This window comes from Soonwooa sp., from assembly GCF_032062245.1.
Lineage (GTDB): Bacteria > Bacteroidota > Bacteroidia > Flavobacteriales > Weeksellaceae > Soonwooa.
Map to the genome: position 1 here is coordinate 1 of NZ_DAMBQF010000005.1, position 17,376 is coordinate 17,376.

Genomic DNA, 17,376 nt, shown 5'->3' on the forward strand with positions numbered 1-17,376 from the left:
CAATAGAAAAATGAATAGACTTAAAATTGAATTAATTTAATAATGCACTACGAGTTATTATATGTTAATTTTAACCAAATAAGTTAATATCACTTTAGATTTGACTAAATTTGTAAAACTTTTCTTTGATGTACAAAAGTATCATACGTCCAATTCTCTTCAAATTCGATCCTGAAGAAGTCCATCACTTTACATTTTCAATGCTTAAGAATTTTGGTTTTTTAACCAGATTATTTCTTCCAAAACCTATTGTTGATAAGCGTTTGGAACGAGAAGTTTTTGGTTTGAAATTTAAAAATCCAGTAGGCTTAGCAGCAGGATTTGATAAAAATGCAGTTCTTTTTAATGAGCTAGCGGATTTAGGATTTGGCTTTGTAGAAATCGGAACTGTAACGCCAAAAGCGCAAGCTGGAAATCCAAAAAAACGCCTATTCCGATTGATTGAAGACGGCGGAATTATCAACCGAATGGGATTTAATAATGATGGTTTGGATGCCGCAATCGAAAAATTGAAAACCAATAAAGGAAAAATCATCATCGGTGGAAATATTGGAAAAAACACCAACACGACTCCCGAAAATTACACCCAAGATTATTTGGATTGTTTCGAAGGCCTTCATCCTCATGTGGATTATTTTGTTTTGAATGTAAGTTGTCCGAATGTTGGAAGTCACGCCAAATTGGAAGATGTTGAATATCTGCGAGAGTTGATCACAGAAGTGAAAAAAATCAATGTTTCTAAAGCAAACCCAAAACCTATTTTACTAAAGATAGCACCAGATCTTAATAACAATCAATTGGATGAAATTATCGACTTGATTGCTGAAACTAAAATTGACGGTGTAATCGTCTCTAACACCTCTATTAATCGCGAAGGTTTAAAAACTTCTCCCGAAATTTTATCTGAAATCGGAAATGGTGGCTTAAGCGGAAAACCAATTCGTGAACGTAGTACAAAAATGATAAAATATCTAGCGGATAAAAGCAATCGTGCCTTTCCAATTGTTGGTGTAGGCGGGATTCATTCTACAAAAGATGCAATGGAAAAACTGGATGCAGGAGCTAGTTTGGTACAATTATACACTGGTTTCATTTACGAAGGTCCACAATTAATTAATGATATTAATGCTGAACTTCTGAAAAGAGCAAGTCGTCTTCCAAGATAACTTAATTGAGTTTTTTATTTAAATTTAAAAAATATGGAACTTGTAACGCTAAAAGTTTTTAATACAGAACCTGAAGCCCAAATGATAAAGGCTTTTTTGGAAGCCAATGATGTCGAATGTTTTGTGTTCGGCAATGTGTTGGCAAATACTTATAATGTTTTCAATTTGACTTCTGACGGTGTCCAGCTAAAAGTTGCAGAAGAAAATCTTGAAACTGCAAAACAGCTTTTGGAGAGTTTTTATGAGCAAGAAGATAACGAATAATTTTAGTTCAAAATTCCATATTAAGGCTTTATTGTAAGATAAAGTCCTCTAAAAGTTGTAAATTTACAAAGATAAAAATCCCATTATGCGACAAGCCATAAAGGCGACAAAGCCTGATTTTAATATTCAATATACCGAGCCAGAAATCTACTATTTCGAAAAAGATGGACTTCAACTAAAGTCTTCGTATACAGCTGCTGATTCTCAAAATTTAACCGAAAAATCATATTCTGCAGGGATTGCGCCTTACTTGCGTGGACCCTATTCCACGATGTATGTTCAAAAACCTTGGACCATTCGTCAATATGCAGGGTTTTCAACAGCGGAAGAATCCAATGCTTTCTACAGAAGAAACTTGGCGGCTGGACAAAAAGGATTGTCGGTAGCATTTGATTTGGCGACGCATAGAGGTTATGATTCTGACCATCCAAGAGTGGTTGGTGATGTCGGGAAAGCGGGTGTTGCAATTGACTCTGTGGAGGATATGAAGATTTTGTTCAACGAAATTCCTTTAGACCAAATATCGGTTTCGATGACCATGAATGGTGCGGTTTTGCCGATTTTGTCATTCTATATTGTTGCTGCGGAAGAGCAAGGCGTTTCTCAAGATTTACTTTCTGGAACTATCCAAAATGATATCCTTAAGGAGTTTATGGTGCGTAATACTTATATTTATCCACCAACGCCGTCCATGAAGATTATCGCTGATATTTTTGAATACACTTCTAAAAATATTCCTAAGTTTAATTCGATTTCTATTTCGGGTTATCACATGCAGGAAGCTGGTGCAACGCCAGTTTTAGAGATGGCTTATACACTTGCTGATGGTTTAGAATATGTTAGAACGGGGATAAAAGCTGGGATGAATGTTGATGATTTCGCACCACGTTTATCATTTTTCTGGGCAATCGGAATGAATCACTTCATGGAAATCGCCAAAATGCGTGCAGCTCGTTATATTTGGGCAAATCTTTTAACACAGTTCAATCCTCAAAATCAAAAATCTTTGGCTCTAAGAACGCACTCACAAACTTCTGGATGGAGTTTGACAGAGCAGGAGCCATTTAACAATATTACAAGAACTGCTATCGAAGCTTTGTCATCGGCTTTGGGCGGAACGCAATCTTTGCACACAAACGCCTTGGATGAGGCAATTGCGTTACCTACAGATTATTCGGCGAAAATTGCGAGAAATACACAGATTATTCTGCAGCAAGAAAGCGGCATTTGCAATGTTGTTGACCCAATGGGCGGCTCAGATTTGGTGGAAGCCTTGACGCAACAGATGATTGAAGAAGCGATGAAGTACATCGATGAGGTTGAGAAAGAAGGTGGGATGACAAAAGCAATAGAAGCAGGTATTCCAAAGATGAGAATTGAGGAAGCAGCAGCCATTAAACAAGCTAAAATTGACAGTGGAGAAGAATTTATCATTGGTGTTAACTCGTTTAAATCTCAGTTAAAACAAGAAGATATTGAGATTCTGGATATTGATAATTCTGTGGTTCGTCAAAAGCAAATCGAAAGACTTAACAACATCAAAGCAACGCGTGATAATGCCGCTGTTGAAGATATCTTGAATCAAATTCGTCAATCTGCGAAAACCACGGAAGGTAATCTTTTAGCTTTATGTATCGAAGCAGCACGTCGTCGTGTTACTTTGGGCGAAATGTCGGATGCGATGGAAGAGAGCTTTGGTCGTTATAAAGCCAATATCAAAACTATTTCGGGTGTATATGCTATGAATGCTGGTAAAAATGAATACTTCGATAAAGCGGTAAAACTAACCGAAAAATTCGAGGAAGAAGAAGGACGTCGTCCAAGAATTATGGTCGCAAAAATGGGGCAGGACGGACACGACCGTGGTGCCAAAGTTGTTGCGACAGCCTTTGCTGATATGGGATTTGATGTGGATGTTGCGCCATTGTTTCAAACGCCAGAAGAGGTTGCAAAACAAGCCATCGAAAATGATATTCATATTTTAGGTGTTTCTTCTCTGGCTGCGGGACACAAAACTCTTGTGCCACAAGTTGTTGAAGAATTAAAAAAGCTAGGTGCAGAAGATATTACAGTAGTTGTTGGTGGTGTTATACCGCAGCAAGATTACGAATTTTTGTATGCCAACGGCGCTGACCATATTTTTGGTCCCGGAACTAATCTTCCAAAATGTGCCGTAGAAATTTTAGAAAAAATGTTGGTTAAATAATCACGTTTATTAAATATATTGAAAAGAAAATCTTCAGGAATGCCTGAAGATTTTTTTATTTAAATTCAATTTGTTGTGAAATAAAAACGCGCTTTCCATTTCTGAAAAACGCGTTCCGTTTAATATAAAAATGTGATTGGGTTTAGTTTTTTGCGTTGGCACTTACGTAAGCCAATAACCAAGTTCCTTCCTCGGCGCTTAGTTTTGCTTTAGGCGCCATTCTTTCGACAATCGGTTTCCATTCGCTAGCTGTATGGTCTGTTGTTGCTGGTAAATCATGGCATTTTCCACATCTTGCGTCAAACAACGTTTTCGCTGTTGCCATTTGTTCTTTGGTAATACCGTATGAACTTCCTTCGTTATTTGCAGTATTTCTTGAGGTACAAGAATATACCAAAGTCAATGCAAAAACAGCGGTATATAGGTATTTTTTCATTATTTTTGATCTTTGAGTTATTTCAAATTTATAAATTAAAACTGAAACTACTCAGATATAAAAACAATTTATAAACATTCCAAATTCTCAAGATGAGCGTTGAAATATCCTTAGAAACTTTAGTTGAAGGTATAAAATCTGGTGATAAAAGATTGATTGCTAAGGCGATAACATTGGTTGAAAGTAAGAAGTTGGAACATCGCGAAAAAGCCGAGCAACTTCTTAAAGCGATTATGCCATTAACAGGAAAATCAATTCGGGTTGGTATTACAGGCGTTCCAGGAGCGGGAAAATCGACGTTTATTGAGAGTTTTGGACAACTCGCCATCAAGAACGGAAAGAAAGTTGCGGTGCTTGCAATTGATCCAAGTTCTGCGATTAACAAAGGTAGTATTCTCGGTGATAAAACCAGAATGGAAGATCTTGCTAAAGATCCAAACGCGTTTATCCGTCCAAGTCCGAGTTCTGGATTTCTGGGCGGCGTTGCCAATGCAACTTTTGAAACCATGTTAATTTGTGAAGCAGCCGGATATGATTATATCTTGATAGAAACCGTTGGCGTAGGACAGAGCGAAGTTTTGGTTGCCGATATTTCCGATGTTTTTTTGTTTTTAAAAATTATCGGCGGTGGTGACGAGTTACAAGGCATCAAACGCGGCATTATGGAAATGGTAGACGTTATTTTCATTAATAAAGTGTCGGATGAGAATCTTCAACAAGCTAAAAATACAAAGCTGGAATTAACGCGTGCACTTCAATTTATGCCACCAAAAGAAAAAGACTGGAAAGTCCCAGTTTTGCTTGGCTCAGCGCTTAATCATCAAGGTTTAGAAAATGTTTACGAAAAAATCGATGATTTTATTTCTTTAAAAAAATCAAGCGGACGTTTTGAAGAAGTTCGACAACTACAAGGTGAAAAACGTTTTCAATATTGGGTTCAAGCTTATATTTTAGAACAAACAAAAAAGAATCAACAATTGGATGAAGCTTTTAATGAACATAAAAAAAATGCTTCAGAATTGTTGTCTAATCCAAGTTCTGAAGCACGTGAGTTTGTTAATAAATTGTTGAAGTCTTAGTAAGATTTAAAAAAAATTAAATTCTATTTTGTATTTAAATTTGAGATATAACCGTCGTAACTTATTGGTTGTCTGTCGTTAGCGTTGATGGATAAAAATGCGCTTCCGTTTTTGAATACTTCCAAAATAAATGTTGGTGTATTCGATTGGTCGTTGACATTAATTGTTACCACCCAATTTCCTTTTTTATTTTGGGTTTTTGAAACTCGGAAATCTTTAGATTCGAATCTGAAAGAATTCTTATTAAAGTCGCCATAACTTGCGTTGTATAATCTTCCAAAATAGGGAAGTGTCACTTCTAGTTTGTCCGATTTTAAATCAAATCCATAACCACTGTCCAAATTTGTAACTCTTGATGAAGTCGCGCCAGGAATAGAATTCATAACATTAATGACATCCAAATTGGTAGGCAGAGCCGATTTAGCATTAAACGTAAATTCTGCTTTTTCGATAACTGCGTCTACCGCTGTGGTTTCCATATAGTTTTGCGTAGAACACGAACTTAATGATAATAAAGCGAGACAAAATATGATTAAACTAAACTTTTTCATAATTAACTTTTGTTGTGAATACAGCAAAATTAATGCTAATTAGAATTTGATTTCAGATATTTGGAATAATAATTGTTAATTGGAAAATATTTATAAAATCCTAAACTATGAAAGTAACAAAAATATTAGGACTAGGCGCAATATCAATGTCATTGATGGCCTGTGTAACGAATCCCGTAACAGGACGTTCTTCGTTACAAATAGCAAACAATTCTGAGATCGCTACAATGGCATCTCAAGAATACAAAACAACTTTGTCAAAAGCAAAAGTTATTACTGGTACAGCCGATGCTAACCGTGTAAAAAATGTCGGAAACCGTATAAAACAAGCTGCAGAAAAATACTATACAAGCATTGGTCGACAATCTGACTTGGCGAATTATAATTGGGAGTTTAACCTTTTGCAAGATTCTCAACTTAATGCTTGGTGTATGCCAGGTGGTAAGGTTGCAGTCTATACTGGAATTCTTCCTGTTACTAAGGATGATGATGGTTTAGCTGTTGTTATGGGACACGAAATCTCTCATGCTTTGGCAGGTCACGGTAACGAACGTATTTCTCAAGCTATGCTTGCACAATATGGTGGTTCTATTTTGGGAAGTTCAATTAACAATGCACAGTGGGCTAGTATTTTCCAGCAAGTTTATCCAATTGGGGCACAAGTAGGATTATTAGCTTACGGAAGAAAACAAGAGCGAGAAGCTGATAAAATGGGATTATATCTTATGGGGATGGCTGGTTACGATCCAAGAACAGCACCAGCTTTTTGGGAAAGAATGGAAGCTTCTTCTAAAGGTAGTGCGGTACCTCAATTCTTGTCAACTCACCCAAATCCATCGAGTAGAATTGCAGATATTAATGAAGCAATGCCACAAGCTTTAGAATATTATAGGGCTGCAGGCGGAAAATAATTTTTAAAATTTAAAATAAAAAACGGGCACTCAAATTTGAGTGCCCGTTTTCATTTGATATGAAATAATATTATTCAGCGCTTTCTTTTTTACGCTCTTTTTTTGGCGCTTCACTTTCCAATGCATCTTTAGCATCATTAAGTTTAAGCGTTACCAATTGTCCTTCTTTCATTTGTTTGTTAACCAACATTTCAGCCAAAAGATCTTCGATGTACTTTTGGATTGCACGTTTTAATGGACGCGCACCAAAGTCTTTATCCCAACCTTTTTCGGCAATAAAGTCACGCGCTTCATCTGTTAATTGTACTTTGTAACCTAACTTTTCGATTCTAGAATACAATTTGTTAAGTTCAAGATCGATAATTTTCTTGATGTCATCTTTCTCAAGAGAGTTGAAGATAATAATGTCATCAATACGATTCAAGAATTCTGGAGCGAAAGCTTTCTTCAAAGCATTTTCGATAGTTCCTCTCGCACGAGCATCGCTGGTTGTTTTCTTTGCAGAAGTACCAAATCCGACACCATCACCAAAGTCTTTAAGATCTCTAGTCCCAATGTTAGATGTTAAAATGATAATCGTGTTACGGAAATCAATTTTTCTACCCAAGCTGTCCGTTACGTGACCTTCATCCAAGATTTGTAATAAAATATTGAATACATCAGGATGCGCTTTTTCGATTTCATCTAAAAGAACGACTGCATAAGGCTTACGTCTAACAGCTTCCGTCAATTGTCCACCTTCTTCGTAACCAACATATCCAGGAGGCGCGCCAACCAATCTAGACACCGCAAATTTCTCCATATATTCACTCATATCGATGCGGATCAAAGCATCGTCAGAATCGAATAATTCGCGCGCCATAACTTTGGCTAATTCGGTTTTACCAACACCTGTTGTTCCTAAGAAAATAAAGGTTCCGATAGGTCTGTTAGGATCTTTAAGTCCAGCTCTGTTACGTTGGATGGCTTTAACAACTTTTTTAACAGCCTCTTCTTGACCGATAACTTTACCGTTAAGTTTGTTATCCATCGCAGAAAGTTTGTCCAGTTCGTTTTTGCCAACTTTGGTAACAGGAACGCCACTCATCATCGATACAACTTCGGCAACATTTTCCTCGGTAACTTCTTCTTTTTTCTCTTTTACATCTTTGTCCCAATTTTCCTGAGCAAGATTAAGTTCGATTTGTAAACGCTCCTCTTCATCTTTCAGTTTACGAGCTTCAAGATAATCTTGCTTTTTAACAGCTTGTTGCTTGTGCTCTTTAACTTCCTCGATTTTAGCCTCATAATCGATAATCTCTGTCGGAACTTTCATGTTTTTAATATAAACACGAGATCCAGCTTCATCCATTGCGTCAATCGCTTTATCTGGTAAAAAACGGTCTGTGATGTAACGCGCCGTCAAATTAACACAAGCATTAATCGCTTCGTCACTATAATGTACATTGTGATGTTCTTCGTATTTATCTTTAATTTGATGCAAAATTTGGATTGTTTCCTCGATAGAAGTTGGCTCTACCATAACTTTTTGGAAACGTCTTTCTAAAGCACCATCTTTCTCGATATACTGTCGATATTCGTCCAAAGTCGTTGCACCAATTACTTGGATTTCGCCACGTGCCAATGCAGGTTTGAACATATTAGAAGCGTCCAAACTTCCTGTAGAACTTCCTGCTCCAACAATAGTATGCAACTCATCGATGAAAAGGATGACGTCGCGGTTTTTCTCCAACTCAGTCATTATCGCTTTCATACGTTCTTCGAACTGCCCACGATATTTAGTCCCAGCAACCAAACTCGCCAAATCTAAAGTAATAACACGTTTTCCGAAAAGGACGCGCGACACTTTTTTCTGATGAATTCTAAGTGCTAGACCTTCTGCAATTGCTGATTTACCAACACCAGGCTCACCGATAAGAAGTGGGTTGTTTTTCTTTCTACGAGAAAGAATTTGCGATACTCTTTCGATTTCTTTTTCTCTACCGATAACAGGATCAAGCTTATCATCTTTAGCCAAAGCCGTCAAATCTCTCCCGAAATTATCCAAAGTTGGCGTTTTGCTTTTACCAGTTCCTAGATTACCAGTTGGTTTTTTCATTTGAGAAAAATCTTCTCTCTCGTCATCGTCATCGTAAGCACTGTTTTGTGGTAGTTGATCTGTGTTTTTCAACATTTTTTGATAATCAGATTGTACACGCTCGTAGTCGATGTCGTAAGCCTGCAAAATATGTGAAGTCGGATCTTCTTGTTTATAAAGAATACCTAACAAAAGATGCACCGTATTAATTTCCGAAGACTGATATTGTCTGCACTCAAGCTCAGAACGTTTTACCGATTGATCAGCCATTTTGGTAAGAGAGATACTTCCCATATTGCTAACAAACGGATTGCTATTTGCTGTGCTCAATGTTTCGATTTTTCTTCGGATTTGTGTTAGGTCTGCGTTAAGACCTTCAAGGATTTCTTTAGCAGAGTTTTCTGTTTTAATAATACCTAACAAAAAATGTTCGGTGTTTAGAAACTCGCTTTGGAGACGCCTTGCTTCGTTTTTACTCTGTTTGAACACGCGGTTCAAACCATCTGAAAATTTATAATCCATTTTTTATCTCCGTGTTAATAGTTAAAATAAAATTACAACAAAAAATATTGAATTTTACACTTTTTGTTTTGCAAATTTGCTACCATTCTAAAAAAATGGACTTTCTGACATTATTTTTTCTAGAATTTTTAAAATTCAGTAAGTTTGTTGAAACTAAAAATCATGGACAATAATTGGGTAGAGTACGTTGGCTATTTAGCTTCTGTATTCATCATTGGTAGCTTTTTGACGAGCAAAGTAAGAAGCATCAGGATTATTAATTTTTTCGGTTGCGTTTGCTTCGTCATTTATGGTATTTATAACGGATTGCTTTGGCCAGTTATCATTCCAAATGGGATTTTGGCTTTGGTCCAAGTCTATCATATTTTTATTAAAAAATCAACTTAATGCGAATTATAGTAAGTGTTTTCAGTAATCTTTACACCGACCAACGTGTCGAAAAAACTTGTCAAACACTTATTGATAATGGTTACGATGTTGAGCTAATAGGCAACGATTGGGGAGGCGCGCCAGACATGCAACGTAGTTATCCTGTAACGCGCATTCCATTGAAATCCAAAACTTTGAAGTTAGCTTATCCGGAATTTATGTTCAAACTTTATAAAGAATTAAAGAAAAGAACTGACAAAAATTCCGTTTTATACTCCAATGATTTAGAAACGATTCTTCCAAATTTTAAACTTTCCAAAAAATTAAATATTCCTTTGATTTTTGATAGCCACGAAATGTTTAGCGAAATGCCTTCTGTGCAAGGTAAAACGTCACAGAAATTTTGGAAATGGATCGAAAAAAATTATTTTCACAAGCTGGAAAATATGATAACAGCTAGCGATTCTTATGCAGATTGGTTTGTAAAAGAATATCGCATAAAAAGGCCAACAGTTGTTAGGAATCTTCCACGAAAACAAGATGTACAACAGATTGATTCGGAGCAAAAAAAAATTATTTTGTACCAAGGTTGGCTTAACTATTCTAGAGGAATTGATAAAGCCATTATGGCCATGCAATATGTCGATAATGCGGTTTTAAAAATTGCTGGTGGCGGACCAATGGAAACTGAGTTTCGTGCAATTGCAGAAGAATATAAAGTCCTAGAAAAAGTTGAATTTCTTGGCAAACTTTATCCTGCGGATTTACGAAAAATAACACCTACTGCTGATGTTGGGCTCAGCATTGAAGAAAATAAAGGACTCAGTTATTATTACTCCTTACCCAATAAAATTTCGGATTATGTCCAAGCGAAGGTGCCTGTTGTTGTTTCGGATTTCCCTGAATTAAAAAGGATTGCAACAGGATTTGGAGTTGGGGAAACCATTACTTCACACGATCCAAAACATCTTGCTGACAAAATTAATATTGTCCTCAACAACGGAAAAACTTTCTATAAAGACAATCTTGATAAAGCTTCCGAAGAACTTTGTTGGGAAAATGAAGAATTAAAAATAATTGATGTTGTCAAAAGCGCCATCGAAAAACATAAAAAAGACCTCAATTGAGGTCTTTTTGCATTTAGTATTTCCAACAAGGCTTTCAGAGTTTCAAAGCTCTGAAAGCCTTCTAATTATCAAATTACTCTTTATTCAAAAAAGCATCCCAACCTTGCGCTGTAAGCGGAATCATTTGGTTAGAACCTCGTGCGATAAGGTGATTGCCATCATTTAATTCAGTAGCGTGACCGATAATACTAAAATCTGGATGTCCAACGATTTTATCAAAATCTTCAGGTGCGATCGTGAACAACAATTCATAATCTTCACCGCCGTTAAGCGCTGCCATTGCAGGATTTAGATTCAATTCTTCGGCTGTGCTCATCGTTAAATTATCCAACGGAATTTTCTCCTCATAAACGCGGAAACCAACTTTAGATTGATCAGAAAGATGAAGAACTTCTGACGCCAAACCATCCGAAATATCAATCATAGACGTAGGTTTGATGCCTAACTCTTTCAAAGTATTTTTAACATCCGTTCTTGCTTCAGGTTTTAGTTGACGTTCGAGGATGTAGTCGTAACCTTCCATTTCAGGTTGCATATTTGGGTTTGACAAGAACACCGAATGCTCTCTTTCCAAGATCTGAAGTCCTAAATAAGCGCCACCCAAATCACCAGAAACTATCAAGAGATCATTGGGCTTTGCACCGCTTCTTTTAACAATTTCGTCTTCATTTTCGAGGCCAATTGCTGTGATGCTCATCACCAAACCAGAGTTGGAACTCGTTGTGTCTCCGCCAACTAAGTCCACTTTGTAATGCTTGCAAGCCAACTGAATTCCAGCATACAATTCTTCCAAAGCTTCCACAGGAAAACGGTTAGAAACTGCCAACGAAACCAAAATCTGTGTTGGCATAGCATTCATCGCAGCAACGTCGCTAAGGTTAACCACAACCGCTTTGTATCCCAAATGTTTTAGCGGAACATAACCCAAGTTGAAATGCACACCTTCTGCCAAGACATCCGTTGTAACCACCACTTTTTTTCCATCAGGATTTATGATGGCAGCATCGTCGCCAACACCCAATTCCGAAGTCGAATTCTCCAACGGAAAATGTTCGGTAAGATGCTTTATCAGACCAAATTCTCCAAGTTTGGAGATGGGCGTTAATTCTTGTGATTTATCTTCAAACATAATCTTAAATACTAAAAATTTCAGGATCGATATTCGCTGGTCGGAAAGGCAGATTCTTAATGTCTTCTCTCGTCATAATCTTTGTGTCAGACGTTTTATATTTATCCAAAGCCAAAATAATATCATCTGGCGGCGTTGTCGTTTTTCTCAACATCATATCAATCCAAACGCCTGTCGCTTCGGCAATCGCGCAATGTGTACCATCTGGCAAATAGAAGTTATGTACAAATTGATAAATCGACGCATCCTCGGAGTTTCCAGCAATTTCTACACTAACATATACCACTTGATCGGCATAGATTTCTTTAAAAAACGAAAATCTTTCGTGCAAAATCACAGGACCAATTCCCCAACGATTAAGCTGCGCCAATCCCATTTTTTCTTTGTTCATAAAAGCCATTCTCGCTTGTGCGCAATACGCCATGTACGACGAGTTGGCAAGGTGGCGGTTCGCATCGATGTCGCTCCATCTCACATCGAATTTATAAAAATATTTTTCCATGTTTTGTCTATTATTTTGGGCAATTCCCTCGCCACAGCTTTTGGCAGCCGCTCGGGTCGGGCTGTTCGCTATATCTTTTCCCTCCGCTCGGTGGGATCCGCTGCGCTCCGCCACCTCACTCCGGAAAAAGGATGCCGCTTCCATCCCTATTGCAAAAATTCAAAGATTCAAAATTAGTCAATAAAGATGGTTTATAAAAATCGTACTTTTGAAACTAAAATCTATAGCATAAGGTTGATGAAGCAAGTTGTAATCATCGGAGGCGGCGCTGCAGGCTTTTTCTGCGCAGCCAATCTGGACGAAAATAAATATCAAATCAAAATTTTAGAACAAAACAAAGATGTTCTCCAAAAAGTGAAAATTTCTGGAGGAGGACGTTGCAACGTGACGCACGCTTGTTTTGATCCGCAAGATTTGGTGAAGTTCTATCCACGCGGCGAAAAAGAATTGCGCAGTGTTTTCAGCAAATTTCAGCCAGGCGACACAATGGAGTGGTTTGAGAGCCGAGGCGTATCTTTAAAAATCGAAAATGACAATCGTATTTTTCCAGAGAGCAATCAATCGCAAAGCATCATTAATGCGTTACAAACCGAAACCAAAAACAAAAATGTTGAGGTCATTACCCAAGCAACGGTAAGCCAAATTTCTAAAACCGAAGATCAGTTTTTAATCGAAACAAAATCGGGAAATTTTTCAGCGGATTATGTTGTTTTTACAACAGGAAGTGCACCAAAATCTCTGAAATTGGTCGAAAATCTTGGTCACAAAATCGTGAGTTTGGTACCGTCGTTATTTACCTTTAATATCAAAAATCCTTTGCTGGCCGAACATCCGGGCACCAGCTTCGAATGGGCAGAAGTCAGCATTCCAAAATTAAAACTAGAAGAAAGCGGTCCTTTGTTAATAACACATTGGGGACTTAGTGGCCCAGCGGTTCTCAAATTGTCTGCTTGGGGCGCAAGATTGTTGGCACGCGAAAATTACAAGTTTGAGATTTTGGTTAATTTTATTTCTAAGTCGATACAAGAAGCGGAGGAGGATTTTATTGGTTTTAAAGAAAGTAATCCGAAAAAGACCATTGGACAAAGCAAAATCTATAATGTCACCAATCGCTTTTGGAACAGCCTTTTAGCGTATTCAAAAGTAGATTCTGAAAAGCAGATTTCGAATATCAGCAAAAAAGAAATGCAAGTTTTGGCTGGAAATCTTTGCGAAATGAAATTGCAGGTAGAAGGAAAAAGCACCTTCAAAGATGAGTTTGTAACGGCTGGTGGTGTTGACCTCAAAGAAATTAATTTCAAAACCATGGAAAGCAAAGTGGTTCCGAATTTGTTTTTGGCGGGCGAAGTTTTAAATATCGATGCGATAACAGGTGGATTTAACTTCCAAGCTTGTTGGAGCGAAGCTTGGCTCATCGCGCAAGAACTTAATATGAGATAATATGTTAATTAAGCAAAATATTCAGCACAATATTTTTAAAGCCGCAATTTTGCTCGGTTTTATCTACTTTTTTGTGTTGATGTTGCGAATAACATTATTGTACATTCCTTACAATTCGATGGCTAATTTTTTAGCAATTAAACAAACCGAAGTTGAGGCACGACCAGAATATTTGACGATTTTCCATACCCATGTGTACACCAGTATTTTTGTGTTGATTGCTGGATTTGTGGCTTTATTTTTTAATAAAAGTTTAAAAACTCTGCATCGTTTATCGGGGAGAATCTATGTGATTTTAACTTTGCTATTTTCATCAACATCAGGTATCTACATGGGTTTTTTTGCGAATGGCGGAATCTTCTCGAAAATTTCGTTTATCATCCTCGGAATTCTTTGGTTTTATACAACTTACAAAGCTTATCAGGAAATAAGAAATCGAAATATCCAAGCGCACCAACATTGGATGTGGCGAAGTTACGCCTTGTGTTTTTCAGCGGTAACCTTGCGTTTGTGGAAAGTAATTTTAGTATATTTATTCCATCCTAATCCAATGGACGTTTACCAAATCATTGCTTGGTTGGGTTGGATTCCAAACATCTTATTGGTCGAATATTTAATAAAAAGAAAGAAAAAATTAAACTATGAAAACTAATTTAATTCTTGCATTGGTCGCTGCTTCACTTGGACTAAGTTCATGCAAAAAAGATACTGAAGTCAAAAAAGATGAGACTAAAAAAGATTCTGTTGCTGCTGTTGTAGAACCAGAGTTTCATAAAGAGTTGTATGGGGTTTATACAGGGGATTTCGAGACTGTATATAATCCTAATGCTGAGAATATGGAGGACAATTACATCATCAAAAAACTATCGGTTAAGATTAACAGAATTACAAAAGATAGTGTATATGGTTACAGTGTTGTTAATGGCAACCAACGTCCTTTTCGTGGAATTTATAATGAACATACGCAAAAATTTATCCTCGACGAACCTGGTGATGATAAAACGGATGGACGTTTTACAATAGGTCTCAGAAAAGATAGTTTGGTTGGCGATTGGAAAGTTTTTAACAGAGAAAAAGTTAAGTTTCCTGAAAAAATTGTTCGATTGTTGAAAAAGGATTTTGCTTATAATCCTAATTTTATGTTGGATCGTGACCACTCGGATATTGTGGATTGGACAACAACTAAAAAAGGAAAAGGCAGCTATGAAGATGAAAATGGAAAAACACAAACTTATGATGTTGAACAACAACGTTATGCGTCTGATGCGATTTTTAAAATAAATGCGTCTACGCAAAAACTTGAAGAAAAAGATCTTAAAAACATGAAAAAACTTGACATGGAAATTATCAAAAATGCAGTGTTTGCACGTCATGGTTATTCATTTAAAAAAGAAACTTATAGACAATTTTTCGATTATCAAGATTGGTATATTCCTGTTTCTAATAACGTGGATAATGATCTATCGCCGATGGAGAAAGAAAATGTTGCGCTTCTTAGTCGTATGATAAAATATGCGGAAGATAATTATGACAGCTTTGGTCGATAAGTAAGACTATTTTATTATTTTTGAAAAAAATTTAAAATGAAGTTATTCTCAAAATATTTAGGAATCCTTGGGATTTTCTCTTTGCTATTGTTAGCGTCGTGTCAAACGAGAGTTGTAGATGTGCAAAAACCATTGCATGACAACACTTTGGAATTGTATAAAAAATACACGATTAGAACTAACGATGCACAAACGATAAAAATGGAAGTTCTAAAAGTCGATGCTGATAAAATCTACGGAAAACTTAATAATGGCGAACAAAAAGAAGTCTTAAGAAGCGAAGTTAGAGAAATCAAAAAAACAGATTATTTGATGAGCGTGATTATCGCAGTTGCAGCGGTTGCAGCGGTAATTTTTATTCCGATTTAGTAGTTGCTTTATCTTTTTAAAAATATTAAAACTCTCGAAATTTTGGGAGTTTTTTGTTTTATATATCAAGTTCTTTTTTGTTGGTGATGAGTTTGTATTTTCGTTGGAGAAATAAGATTATTTTATGTAAAGCCTTGTACATCAAAAATCCGAATAAACATCCAAACCCAATTCCACAAAGGATTCTGGCGAAAATAGAACTATCTTTTTGTTCCCATTTGTAAACCATATTAGTGAACAAAAATGCAATTACTGAAACGATTGTACTGCCGAATGTGGGTGAAACTATGAAAAATGTTTTAAATGCTTTGCTGACAGATCGTTGCTGAAATCCTACCAAAACCGATGTCGAAATAATACCAGCGCTCACCAAACCAATGACAATGACGATAAACAAAAGTCTACTAACAACACCTAAAATTAAAAATAGTAAAAAGACAAATGCGCCGAATAAAATAAGTGTTATGATAAAATCTTCTTCATTGCGCTAAAGGTTTTAAACCAAAAATAATGTCAGAGAAAGTATGTAAAATATCAATCGTCATTGGTAGTTAGTTTTGAAGTTCCCATATTGTTAAATCGTTTTCTAAAAATAATAAAGCTTATAAAAGTCAAAATAAATTGCGTTGTAAGCATGATTAAATAAGGTTTTGTTGCTTTAATAAAGTCACTTATTTTAGAAAAAGCATCACTAAGATTATCACAGAAAAGATAGACTAAATAGCCTAAGGAAATTCCGCAAAAACTTATAAAAGATAACAGCCAATTTTTCCGAACTGCAGGAATTAAATTTAGAAAAATACTTCCACTCGAAACACTCAAAAAGATACTCGCTTGCATTGATAAAACGGCAACAATAAACATCAAAAACTGTACGAATTTGCCTTCCGAATTGTCTGCGTCGTCCATGTATAAACGTATTAATACCTGTGAGATTAGCAAGCTAAGAATAAAAAGCACAAAAAAATTGGACAATAGATAAAGATAAAGTCGTTTCAAAATTTTATTCTTTTAGTTTTATTTATATGTTTTTTATATGTTTTTCCATTAAATTTTAATACCACATTTTCTTTAGTGTCAACAATTTTCGTTTTGCAATCGCCTTTTATCAAAGTGCTGATTTCTTTTTTAATGCTAGTTTTTAGTTTTAGATTATTTAAGCCATTACTTTTATTTTTGTTATCGACTTCGATACTTGTAATTTCTGTCGAAAATTCGCCGTTACATTTCGTATCCCAATCGCCAGAATTTTGATAGACTGTAATGTTGTCTGTTATTCTGTTAAGTTTTTTATTATCGACGAGATACAGTTTTAATTCTTCCAGTGCAAAAGGATTGGGTCCGCTCGTATTATGTGTACTAACACGTACACCAAAAGCTCTTTTTTGATCTGCAAGAATATACAATCCAGTGTCAATAACAAGACTTTCCAAAATCATCGCATCAGAAACCCAAGCTTCTGGCTCGATGTTTCGATAAAGGATTTTTCCAGAGGCGTTGTCAACAACCAGAACAATGGCATCCATCACTAAAAAATAATTTCCGTATTCATCTTGCTCGTTGGTTTTATATTTTGGAATCAGAAGAACACTTTGCGCTTTATTGTTGGGCAAAACTTTTTCGGTGAAAAGATTCAGGTTATTTGAGATGCCTTTAGATTAAGTTGCTGCAAAGCTTTTGT

At 36.3% G+C, this 17,376-nt stretch carries 18 protein-coding genes; 11 read left to right on the forward strand and 7 right to left on the reverse strand.

Features of this window, described 5'->3' with window-relative positions:
* Window positions 1–128: 128 nt before the first annotated feature.
* From RT037_RS04400 to scpA, 3 genes are all read left to right on the forward strand, one after another.
* Complete coding sequence (locus RT037_RS04400) at window positions 129–1,166, forward strand: quinone-dependent dihydroorotate dehydrogenase (RefSeq protein ID WP_312322299.1); 1,038 nt, start codon at window positions 129–131, stop codon at window positions 1,164–1,166.
* Window positions 1,167–1,199: 33 nt separating this feature from the next.
* On the forward strand, window positions 1,200–1,430 hold the full coding sequence (locus RT037_RS04405) for a putative signal transducing protein (RefSeq protein ID WP_313028438.1): 231 nt from the start codon (window positions 1,200–1,202) through the stop codon (window positions 1,428–1,430).
* 85 nt (window positions 1,431–1,515) lie between these two features.
* Window positions 1,516–3,636 carry a methylmalonyl-CoA mutase gene (scpA, locus tag RT037_RS04410; protein ID WP_079667545.1) on the forward strand — a complete coding sequence of 707 codons (2,121 nt, stop codon included), beginning with the start codon at window positions 1,516–1,518 and terminating at the stop codon, window positions 3,634–3,636.
* Between the two features lie 142 nt (window positions 3,637–3,778).
* Here the strand turns inward: scpA and RT037_RS04415 are convergent, their stop codons facing one another.
* Window positions 3,779–4,072 (reverse strand): hypothetical protein, encoded by a 294-nt coding sequence (locus tag RT037_RS04415; RefSeq protein WP_313028440.1) that lies wholly within the window; start codon window positions 4,070–4,072, stop codon window positions 3,779–3,781.
* Between the two features lie 92 nt (window positions 4,073–4,164).
* Between RT037_RS04415 and meaB the strand changes: the two genes are divergently transcribed.
* Entirely contained in the window at window positions 4,165–5,151 is a 987-nt protein-coding gene (gene meaB / locus RT037_RS04420) for a methylmalonyl Co-A mutase-associated GTPase MeaB (protein WP_313028441.1), read from the forward strand.
* 23 nt (window positions 5,152–5,174) lie between these two features.
* Here meaB and RT037_RS04425 read toward each other — a convergent pair whose 3' ends face one another.
* The gene (locus RT037_RS04425) at window positions 5,175–5,702 is read right to left on the reverse strand and encodes a DUF4251 domain-containing protein (protein ID WP_312322295.1); all 528 of its coding nucleotides are present in this window, start codon (window positions 5,700–5,702) and stop codon (window positions 5,175–5,177) included.
* A 107-nt stretch (window positions 5,703–5,809) separates the two neighbouring features.
* Between RT037_RS04425 and RT037_RS04430 the strand changes: the two genes are divergently transcribed.
* The gene (locus RT037_RS04430) at window positions 5,810–6,613 is read left to right on the forward strand and encodes a M48 family metallopeptidase (protein WP_313028442.1); all 804 of its coding nucleotides are present in this window, start codon (window positions 5,810–5,812) and stop codon (window positions 6,611–6,613) included.
* A gap of 70 nt (window positions 6,614–6,683) precedes the next feature.
* Here the strand turns inward: RT037_RS04430 and RT037_RS04435 are convergent, their stop codons facing one another.
* The gene (locus tag RT037_RS04435) at window positions 6,684–9,212 is read right to left on the reverse strand and encodes an ATP-dependent Clp protease ATP-binding subunit (RefSeq protein WP_313028443.1); all 2,529 of its coding nucleotides are present in this window, start codon (window positions 9,210–9,212) and stop codon (window positions 6,684–6,686) included.
* 162 nt (window positions 9,213–9,374) lie between these two features.
* Between RT037_RS04435 and RT037_RS04440 the strand changes: the two genes are divergently transcribed.
* Both RT037_RS04440 and RT037_RS04445 read left to right on the forward strand, forming a co-directional pair.
* Window positions 9,375–9,599: a uroporphyrinogen decarboxylase gene (locus tag RT037_RS04440; RefSeq protein ID WP_312322290.1), complete on the forward strand. Its 225-nt coding sequence runs from the start codon at window positions 9,375–9,377 to the stop codon at window positions 9,597–9,599.
* A complete protein-coding gene (locus RT037_RS04445) occupies window positions 9,599–10,708 on the forward strand; it encodes a glycosyltransferase (RefSeq protein ID WP_313028444.1) in 1,110 nt (369 codons plus the stop codon). The genes RT037_RS04440 and RT037_RS04445 overlap by 1 nt, the downstream gene beginning before the upstream one ends.
* A gap of 73 nt (window positions 10,709–10,781) precedes the next feature.
* On the opposite strand, the gene thiL is transcribed toward RT037_RS04445, so the two are convergent.
* Window positions 10,782–11,837 (reverse strand): thiamine-phosphate kinase, encoded by a 1,056-nt coding sequence (gene thiL, locus RT037_RS04450; RefSeq protein WP_312324770.1) that lies wholly within the window; start codon window positions 11,835–11,837, stop codon window positions 10,782–10,784.
* A 4-nt stretch (window positions 11,838–11,841) separates the two neighbouring features.
* A complete protein-coding gene (locus RT037_RS04455; RefSeq protein ID WP_313028446.1) occupies window positions 11,842–12,339 on the reverse strand; it encodes an acyl-CoA thioesterase in 498 nt (165 codons plus the stop codon).
* A gap of 186 nt (window positions 12,340–12,525) precedes the next feature.
* Here RT037_RS04455 and RT037_RS04460 point away from each other — a divergent pair, with 186 nt between their 5' ends.
* From RT037_RS04460 to RT037_RS04475, 4 genes are read left to right on the forward strand one after another with little or no spacing between them, the layout of a single operon-like run.
* Entirely contained in the window at window positions 12,526–13,779 is a 1,254-nt protein-coding gene (locus RT037_RS04460; RefSeq protein WP_313028447.1) for an NAD(P)/FAD-dependent oxidoreductase, read from the forward strand.
* 1 nt (window position 13,780) lies between these two features.
* Window positions 13,781–14,431, forward strand: coding sequence for a DUF2306 domain-containing protein (locus tag RT037_RS04465; protein ID WP_312323507.1), 651 nt, complete (start codon window positions 13,781–13,783; stop codon window positions 14,429–14,431).
* Window positions 14,421–15,326 carry a YARHG domain-containing protein gene (locus RT037_RS04470; protein ID WP_312323505.1) on the forward strand — a complete coding sequence of 302 codons (906 nt, stop codon included), beginning with the start codon at window positions 14,421–14,423 and terminating at the stop codon, window positions 15,324–15,326. The genes RT037_RS04465 and RT037_RS04470 overlap by 11 nt, the downstream gene beginning before the upstream one ends.
* 36 nt (window positions 15,327–15,362) lie before the next feature.
* Window positions 15,363–15,695 carry a bacteriophage spanin2 family protein gene (locus RT037_RS04475; protein ID WP_079667573.1) on the forward strand — a complete coding sequence of 111 codons (333 nt, stop codon included), beginning with the start codon at window positions 15,363–15,365 and terminating at the stop codon, window positions 15,693–15,695.
* A gap of 534 nt (window positions 15,696–16,229) precedes the next feature.
* Here RT037_RS04475 and RT037_RS04480 read toward each other — a convergent pair.
* Both RT037_RS04480 and RT037_RS04485 read right to left on the reverse strand, forming a co-directional pair.
* Window positions 16,230–16,604 carry a hypothetical protein gene (locus RT037_RS04480; RefSeq protein ID WP_313028448.1) on the reverse strand — a complete coding sequence of 125 codons (375 nt, stop codon included), beginning with the start codon at window positions 16,602–16,604 and terminating at the stop codon, window positions 16,230–16,232.
* Between the two features lie 86 nt (window positions 16,605–16,690).
* The gene (locus tag RT037_RS04485; RefSeq protein WP_313028450.1) at window positions 16,691–17,308 is read right to left on the reverse strand and encodes a hypothetical protein; all 618 of its coding nucleotides are present in this window, start codon (window positions 17,306–17,308) and stop codon (window positions 16,691–16,693) included.
* Window positions 17,309–17,376 lie beyond the last annotated feature (68 nt).